Raw genomic sequence first — 9179 nt, 5'->3', positions numbered from 1 at the left:
CCTTTAAGGAAATGATGCTGGATGTGCAGAGCAACGACATCTCGAATTATTACGTGCATTTGTCCGAGCTTCAGTATGTGTTTTCACAGGTTACCTTTAACGAGCCACTGATCGAAAGCATACTCATTGCTACCCCGATCGGGGATTTTTATCCAGTATCGCAGCGTCGTTCCCAGACCCAGTCCTTTTATGAATCCAGCATGTATTACGACGTGAAGGAGAATTATGGGGGGATCTGGGTTAAGGGGCACACCGACAAATTTTTTACCGGGAACAGCCGAACGCTTTCCTTTGTTACCAAGGGAACGCAGGAGAACGTTTCCAACACCAACGTATTCATCGTGGTGAACGTGAACGAGAGCGGGTTGATCGGCATGGTCAACCAGCATTCTTCGAATGATGACAGCGATTATTTTGTCATTGATTCGAAAGGCGAGGAAGTCATTCGGACCGCCTGGTCGTCCAGCCATAATCTCATGAAAGATAAACCATTCCTGTACAAAGTATCGGAAGGTAACCAAGGTTCTTTTTTTCATCATTTTGACGAAACCGATTACCTGGTGAACTACACCCGATCCGCCGTGGTCAAAGACTGGAGTCTGTTCGGCATTCAGCAGAAGGATAAGCTGCTGGAGCAAATGAACGGAGTCAAGCGAACCACCTTTTATATCATGCTGTTCTTTCTGCTCCTTACCTGGCTGCTGTCCACCAAATTGACGGCAATCCTGCTTAACCCGTTATATAAACTGCAGCGGCTCATGCGGGAGGTTGAGGACAACCGATTGAACGTCCGTTTTGCCAGCCGGTCTACCGACGAAGTTGCGCAGGTGGGTTATCAATTTAACCGCATGCTGGACGAAATCAATCGGCTCATCGATGATGTAAGGCTGAGTGAATCCGGGAAACGTAAGGCGGAGATGCGGGCTTTAACCGCGCAGATGGAGCCGCATTTTTTATACAACACCCTGAATACGATCTACTGCAAATCGGTGCTTGGCGAGAACGATGAGGTCAATGAGATGATTTTGTCCTTGTCCCAGATGTTCCAGTTAGGGCTGAGCGGAGGCAAGGACTGGAACACGCTGGAGGATGAGCTTCTGCATGTGGAGCAGTATTGTCTCCTGCAGCAAAAATGTTATGAGGGGCTGTTTGAGTTTGAAGTTAACGTGACCGACGCTTCGTTGTTAACTTGCCTGATGCCCAAAATTCTATTGCAGCCGATCGTGGAAAACAGTATTCAGCACGGGTTTAGGGACATCGGCTCAGGAGGTCAAATCCACTTGCGTGTTTGCAGGCAGGGCCAGCTGTTATATCTGATCATTGAGGATAACGGAATCGGCATGGATGCGGATAACGTCATGAAGGGGATGCTGGAGCCGCCGGTCTCCAAGAAGGGTTATGCCTTGAATAATATCGTGAACCGGCTTAGTCTCTTTTATGGTGAAGATGCCGGAATCAAGCTGACCAGTCTTCCCGGCAAAGGATCAAGAACGGAAATATGGATGCCGATTAGAGAAGGGGACGTTGAATCATGACGAATGGATCACCTGTGATTAAGTTATGCATCATTGATGATATTCGAAGCGTGGTCGACATGATCGCACGGAAGCCGCCTTGGAAGGATCATCATATCGAAGTCGTTGGCACGGCACTGGATGGCGAGGAAGGCATCCGCCTCGTGAAAGAGACGAAACCCGATATTGTCCTAACGGACATCCGGATGCCGAAAAAGGATGGGTTGGCCATGACGCAGGAAATACTCGAAAGTTCTCCTTACACGAAGATTGTCATTCTCAGCGCATATACCGATTTCTCGTTCACGAGACAGGCCATCCGCTTGGGAGCCTTTGATTTTGTGAAGAAACCGTTCTCGATTGACGAAATCATCCAGGTCGTTTTGAAGGCAAAGGCTGCGTACCTGGAAGAACGGCAGGAGCAAAGCAAGGTCTTGGAACTGAAGCAGAACATGATCAAAAGCTTGCCGGTCCTGCAGCAGGAATACTTGTCATTGCTGATCCATCACCGTACGAATCCGGAAGCGGCATATCAGCAATGGCAAGCACTTGGCATCAAGCTTGAGCCACGGCGATTCAATCTCTTTATCGTGGAAGTGGACCGTTTCATGGACAAATATAAGGAGCAGCCAGCACGTGAAGTGGAGCTGATCAGGTTCAGTTTGCGCAATATTTTGGAGGAAACGATTGGAGGGTTTACCCATGGCGTCGTCTTCAGCGAGGCATTGAACCGCTTGATCTGCCTGATCAATTGCGAGGATATGGGGACGGCAGAGCAAATATCGGAGGCTTGCCGGCTGAACATTTTTCAATTTACGCATTCGACTATTTCCATCGGGATCGGCATGTGCGTTCATTCAATCGATGAGCTGCCCGATTCCTATCAGCAGGCTTTGAATGCGCTGGATTATCATTTTTATACAGACGGCAATGGTGTAAGCAGTTATTCCGGCACTTCTGCCGAAGAAAAGACCCTCTTGAATTATACGGCTTCGACGGAACAAGAATTTCTGTTTGCCTTGCGATCCGGGCACAGGGAAAAATGCCGGCTGATTCTGGAGCAAATATTTAATGATATGCTGCAGCGTGACCCGCTGCCCAAGCCGCAGCAAGTTGAAAACCTATGTTATGAGCTGTCATCCAAGATATGTCGGGTCATGTCGGAGCAGTTCGCTCAGGATCGGGTGAAGAGGCTTGAAGAACAATGGCATGCGGTGAGGAGTTCAGGTGTCGTTTCGTTCCAGATTATGAGGGATACGGTAAAAGGAATCTGCCTTGAAGCTTGTTCATGGGTCGAGCAGGAGCGTATGGATGAATCCACGAAATTGATCTATCAGGCAAAAGATTATATATGCGCGAATTTACATACGAATTTATCGCTGGATCTCTGCGCGAAGCAGTTTAATATCAGCCCCGGTTATTTTTCGAATCTGTTCAAAAAAGTGCTGAATATCTCTTTTCAGCAATTCCTGATCCATCAGCGAATGGAGAAAGCCAAAGAAATGCTGATCGACGACTATCAGGTACAGGAGATCGCACAGAAGCTTGGTTACGAGCATCGCCGCTATTTTAGCGAAATCTTCAAGAAGCATACTAACATGACCCCGTCCGAGTTCAAGCTGTATAGTACGGGGAAGCTCAGCACTCCTATGGATTTGGATTGAGGATCATCCTATAGAATACAGCCTTGTTTCCCGTAATTCTGGATGCAAGGCTTGTTTTGTGAAGAACGGATTCATGGGGAAACCTGCCCTCGATGTGTGGTTACCCGCATTATGCGAGTGAGAGGGGCCCCTTATAATGAGAGAGAAAGAAAGAGGTTCCGTAGATAAAAAGGGAGGTAACACGGATGAAAATAAGCAAGAAATTCTTCATGTCCGCGATATGCCTGATGCTTTCTGGAAGTCTGGCAGCTTGCGGCAGTCCGACATCCACAGATCAAGGGGCGGAAGCCGGATCCAATGACAAGACCAAAATCACCTATTGGACCGGAGATCGCCATGATTCCGAGTTTGTCAAAGAGACCATCGATACATTCAACAAGACGAACAAGGATAACATCGAGGTGGAACTGGTCATCAAGGGAGACGACTTCGATCAAGCACTGGACATGTCCTTTCAGACTTCAGAGCCACCGGATGTCATTCGCGTGAAAGAGAACACCATCCAGACGTTTTATAAAAAAGGTTTCCTTGCTCCGATCGACGAGTTTCTGACGGACGAAATGAAGGCAAAGTTCCCGGCGATGGAGGATCTGAACAGCTTTGAGGGAAAACGCTACAGCCTGCCGAACTACGGCACGACCATGCGACTGATATACAATAAAGAGCTTTTTGCCAAAGCGGGCATTGAGCAGCCGCCAACCACTTTGGATGAGCTGGTCGAGACTGCCAAGAAAATAACGGAAGTGGGAAAGGCCAGCGGAGCTTATGGGTTCGCTCAAAATTTCAAAAATCCTTCCAGTGCACTGGGGCGTTCTGCACGCGTTATCGCAGAGGTGAGCGGTTATGGAGGCTTTGGATATGATTTTAAGACGGCTCGTTATGATTTCAGCGGCTTTAAGCCGATCATGGAAGCCTTCAAGCAAATTAAGGACGACGGAAGCATGCTGCCAGGCGTTGAATCGCTAGATATCGATCCGCTTCGTGCTCAATTCGCTGAAGGAAAAATCGGCATGTACTTATCCTTTTCCGCTGAGGCGGGCGTCTACCAATCCCAATTTCCGGCCAAAATCGACTGGGCCGCGGCACCCGTTCCTTCCATTGACGGTCAATTCAATGGCGCTTCCGGCTTCCTTGGCGGTCAGTGGCTGGCCATTAGCTCGGAGTCGGAGCACAAGGAAGCCGCATGGAAGTTCCTAACGTACATGTACGATGAGTCGATTCTCCAACAGTACCAAGAGAAGGGATTCGGCATATCGATGGTTCCTTCGGTTAGCGCGGTTGCCGCGAAGCCTGAAGTGAAAGGGATCGACGGGTTCCTGCCTAATCAATACGACGGTGTTTGGCCGGTCTATCCGACCGTGCCGGTACAAGGCATGAAGTCGGACGACGCCTTCTTCAAATACATCCTCAGCGGAGGCGATCTGGATTCCATCATCGACGATTTGAATACCCGCTATAATGCCGCCTTGGATGCTGCCATTGCGAGCGGGGAAGTGAAAGCGGAGCCGATGGCGGAGTTTAATCCGCTGGATCTTGCCGGACAATACGCTAAATAGATAGGGTCACGGGGGATGGGGGATGCCTCATCCTTTTTTAAATACTAAAGAGACCGCAAGGAGTTGAGAGGATATGAATAAAGCGAAGAGTGTTGCTTTTTCATACAGCTTTCTGTTGCCGAGCTTTATTCTGACCATAGTTCTTGGCATTTACCCGATCATGTGGGCCATGAGGTATATGTTTTACGATTATAAAGGGTTTGGTGCCGAACGATTCGTAGGATTGGCCAATTTCGAACGTGTCATGAAGGATCATCAGTTTTGGGAATCCGTAGCCAACACGTTCATCTACGCCGGAGGCAAACTTCTGCTCTCGATACCGCTGGCCCTGATCTTGGCTGTTATTCTGAATTGGAGGATCAAAGGCAGAAATTTGCTCAGAGCGATTTTCTTTATGCCGACGATCATAAGCACCGCCGTAATGGCGGTCGTATTTTTTACGATCTTTAATTCCTATAATGGCATTCTCAATCAGTTTCTGATCAAGTACCAGGTCATCGGAAATGCCATCGATTGGCTGGGCGTGGATTATGCCATGCTGACCGTCATTCTCGTAGCCGTATGGGGGGCGATTGGCAATTACATGCTTCTCTTTCTGGCGGGACTCCAAAATATTCCCGAAGATGTCTACGAGAGCTCTGCTCTGGATGGGGCAAACAAATTCCAGCAATTCCGGTACATTACCGTTCCCATGCTGGGGCCGGTCATGCAAATGATCATTATGTTGGCCATTATCAATGCACTAAAAGGGTATGAGAGCATCATGGTGATGACCGATGGCGGTCCGATCGGAAAAACCAATGTCATGTTCCTATACGTTTATAAATTGTTCTTTCCTCCGGCAGGCTCCACGGCATCCACGCAAATCCAGGAATTCGGATATGGCAGCGCGGTAGCTTTTGTTACGGCCGTGATTGTCGGCGTCATTACGATACTGTACTTCTATGGCTCGAAACGCATGAGTCATAACGAATAAGGGGGAAACGTTCATGAGAATCGCATGGAATACTATACTGTGGGCGTTTCTGTTAATCGTCGCATTTCTGACGCTGTTTCCCGTCGTGATCACCTTGCTCGGTTCTTTTAAAACCAATGCCGAGCTTACGGCTGGAGCCACGTTTCTGCCGGCCGATTGGCAGTTTTCCAACTATATCGAGGCTTGGGAACAGGCGAATTTCTCAACGTACACGCTGAACAGCCTGTTCGTTGCCGGAGCCGCGACCATCGGAACGTTATTGGTGGCTTCCATGGCGGCGTACGTCGTGAATCGAATGAACTTTATCGGTAAAAAGCTATACGTCGGTCTCCAGGCCTTTACGATGTTTGTCGCCATCGGCGCCGTGGTGCTGCGTCCTCAATTCGACCTCATGATTCGCCTTCATCTGCATAACTCGCTGTGGGGCGTAATCCTGATATTAATCAGCGCCCATGCTTCCGCATTCTTTATCCTGCTCAGCTTTATGAGCGGGATCCCCAGAGAGTTGGATGAAGCCGCGCGCATCGACGGGTGCTCGCCGGGCAGGACGTTCTGGCGAATCATCATTCCCTTGCTGACGCCCGGGCTTGGCGTGTGTGCTCTGTTTGCTTTTCGCGGGGCATGGAATGAGTATCTGCTCCCCTTTGTGTTTACGCTCAGCAAACCGGAACTGCAGACATTGACCGTGGGCCTTGCCAATCTAAAGTACGGTGTTGCTGCCGCTTCCCAGACTCACTTCATGATGGCCGGGGCTTGCCTTTCCATACTTCCGATCCTTATCGCTTATATTTTTGCCAACAAATCTTTTATGCAAATGACCGCCGGCTCATTAAAGGGTTAGCGGCAACTTATCCATATCTAGGAGGTATTGCCATGAAATCGATTCCTATTGGAAATCTCATCTCAAGTTCCGTGATTCGGCGTCATCCGGATAACCCGATTCTGGATGCGTCCCGCGTTCCATATCCGACCGCGCTTGTATTTAATGCCGGTGTGACCAAATTCAACGGGAAATACGTGATGGTGTTTCGTAACGACTACGGAAGTGTAGAACGCCAGACGCTCGAGCCCCATCATACCACCGACCTTGGCGTCGCCTTTAGCGATGACGGAGTTCATTGGGAGGTGCAGCCAAAGCCGTGCTTTAAGCTGCATGACCAAGAGATCATTCGGGCGTATGACCCTCGGCTCACCGTTATCGACGGTCGATGTTACATGTGTTTTGCCGTGGACACGCAGCATGGCATTCGCGGAGGCGTAGCGGTTACTGACGATTTTGTGACCTTTGAAATATTGAGTCTATCAACGCCGGATTTGCGCAACATGGTGCTGTTTCCGGAGAAGATTGACGGCAAATATGTACGGCTGGAGCGGCCATTCACGGTGTACAGCCGAGGGGGAGTCGATCGGTTTGATATGTGGATATCGGAATCGCCGGACCTGAAATACTGGGGAAATTCCGGTTTGCTGCTCGCTGTCGAAGACGTCGCGTTTGCCAATGACAAGATTGGTCCCGCGGCTCCACCAATCAAGACGAAGTTTGGCTGGCTTACGTCTTTTCATGCGGTGGATCTTGATCCTGCAAGAGGCAAGAACGGGTGGGAACCCTCCTGGAAAAAACGTTATACCGCCGGCTTGATGATGCTGGATTTGGATAACCCCAAAAAAATCATCGGTATGTATAAGGAGCCCTTGCTGGCGCCAGAGGTTAGTTACGAGACCGAAGGAGGCTTTCGGAACAACGTGATCTTCCCTGGCGGCATGATACTTGAAGAGGATGGCGAGGTTAAAATTTATTACGGTGCAGCGGACGCGGTGGAATGTTTGGCTATGGCACATATTGATGAATTGATCCAATTATGTCTCAACGATTAGAGCAAGGTGGGATAAGAAAATGACGATATGGAACCTTCTGCAGCATCCTCCAACCCGTTATCGAACGGTGCCGTTTTGGTCCTGGAACGACGATCTGAATAAGAACGAACTCTTACGGCAGATCGAAGAAATGCACGGGGCTGGCATCGGCGGTTTTTTCATACATGCCCGCGGGGGACTTACGGTACCGTACATGGGTGAGGAATGGATGGAGGCCATCCAGGCCTGCATCGAAAAAAGTCAGGAGCTCGGGCTTGAGGTATGGCTGTATGACGAAAACGGCTGGCCCAGCGGTTTCGCCGACGGTAAGGTGCCTGCGCTTGGCCCTGCTTATCAGCAGAAGCGGCTGGCTTATGAATGGGCTCCGTTTACGGACGGAGAAAACGTGACGTTAGCCTATTATGTTCAGAGCGGTGAAGAGCTGCTGTTACTCACTCCGGATGATCCTCGCAGTCCTGACTTTCGTGTATATTACGAAGTCAATCCGTACTATATCGACACACTAAGCAAACAGGCCGTGAAGGCGTTCATTACGACCATCTATGAAGCTTACTGGGCACATTTCGGCAATGAATACGGCACTGTGCTTAAAGGAATATTCACGGATGAACCGCAGTTTGGACGGGGGGATTTTCCCTGGTCGCTGGAGCTGGAAGAAGCCTTTGAATCCCGGTTTGGATATTCCTTGCTGGAAGCACTTCCGTCACTGTTTCTGGAGACGAAGAATTGTCGCAGGACAAGATACGATTATTGGGCGTGTGTTACCACGATGTTCACGGAAGCCTACGCCAAGCAGATCGGAGCGTGGTGCGGGGAGCGGGGGTGGTCTTCCGCCGGACATGTCGTGGACGAGCAGACGCTTATGAGCCAAGCGACTTCGGTAGGCGATCCGCTGCTCTTCTATGAGTATCTTCAAATTCCCGGTTGCGACTGGCTCGGCCGATCCGTTAGCGAAGAGCCGCTTGTTCCCAAACAAGTCAGCTCCGTTGTGCGTCAACTCGGCAAAAAACAAGCCATCACCGAGAGCTATGGCTGCACCGGATGGAATATCAGCTTTCAGGATCTAAAGCGGATTGGGGAGTGGCAATTCGTTCACGGCATGAATCTCATGTGTCAGCACTTGCAGGCCTATTCCTTAAGAGGGCTGCGCAAAAGGGACTATCCGCCATCCTTGTTCTATCAGCAGCCTTGGTGGGAGCACTATCACCGGTTTAACGATTATTTTGCCCGTTTGTCCATGCTGCTTATGGAGGGAAAGCGGCAGGCCGAGGTACTCCTGCTGCATCCTATTCGGACTGCTTGGGTGGAGCAAGCGGGCTCGGACTCATGCAGGATAGAGCCTTACCATCAAGCGTATGCCCAGTTGTCCCGTTGGATGTGTCAATCGTTCATCGAGCATGATTACGGCAGCGAGGGAATCCTGGAACGTCATGGTAAGGTAGCAGGCGGACGATTCATTGTAGGAGAGGCCGGTTATCGGGTCGTTGTCATCCCTCCTTGTGTTACCTTAAATAAGGTAACCGTGAAATTGCTGCATCAATTTATCCTTCAAGGAGGAACATTGATGGCTTTCGAACCTTACCCTTACTTGATC

General features: G+C 49.8%; 7 protein-coding genes. All 7 read left to right on the top strand.

Going from position 1 to position 9179, the window contains the following annotated elements; translation table 11 throughout:
• The coding region (locus HMPREF9412_RS00630; RefSeq protein WP_036670906.1) for a sensor histidine kinase at positions 1-1535 on the top strand (1535 nt) is incomplete at its 5' end.
• A complete protein-coding gene (locus tag HMPREF9412_RS00625; RefSeq protein ID WP_009589297.1) occupies positions 1532-3178 on the top strand; it encodes a response regulator in 1647 nt (548 codons plus the stop codon). The genes HMPREF9412_RS00630 and HMPREF9412_RS00625, both read left to right, overlap by 4 nt.
• A gap of 185 nt (positions 3179-3363) precedes the next feature.
• Positions 3364-4734, top strand: coding sequence for an ABC transporter substrate-binding protein (locus HMPREF9412_RS00620; RefSeq protein ID WP_009589295.1), 1371 nt, complete (start codon positions 3364-3366; stop codon positions 4732-4734).
• Positions 4735-4807: 73 nt separating this feature from the next.
• The gene (locus tag HMPREF9412_RS00615; RefSeq protein WP_009589298.1) at positions 4808-5710 is read left to right on the top strand and encodes a carbohydrate ABC transporter permease; all 903 of its coding nucleotides are present in this window, start codon (positions 4808-4810) and stop codon (positions 5708-5710) included.
• Between the two features lie 13 nt (positions 5711-5723).
• Positions 5724-6551: a carbohydrate ABC transporter permease gene (locus HMPREF9412_RS00610; RefSeq protein ID WP_009589301.1), complete on the top strand. Its 828-nt coding sequence runs from the start codon at positions 5724-5726 to the stop codon at positions 6549-6551.
• 32 nt (positions 6552-6583) lie between these two features.
• On the top strand, positions 6584-7585 hold the full coding sequence (locus tag HMPREF9412_RS00605; protein WP_009589299.1) for a glycoside hydrolase family 130 protein: 1002 nt from the start codon (positions 6584-6586) through the stop codon (positions 7583-7585).
• A gap of 19 nt (positions 7586-7604) precedes the next feature.
• Positions 7605-9179, top strand: a 1575-nt coding sequence (locus HMPREF9412_RS00600; RefSeq protein WP_009589300.1) for a glycosyl hydrolase, incomplete at its 3' end; no start/stop codon positions are given.

Origin of the sequence: Paenibacillus sp. HGF5, assembly GCF_000204455.1 — a bacterium.
GTDB lineage: Bacteria > Bacillota > Bacilli > Paenibacillales > Paenibacillaceae > Paenibacillus_AQ > Paenibacillus_AQ lautus_A.
Note: the sequence above shows the minus strand (reverse complement) of the source record. Positions and strands in the feature narration are given on the sequence as shown.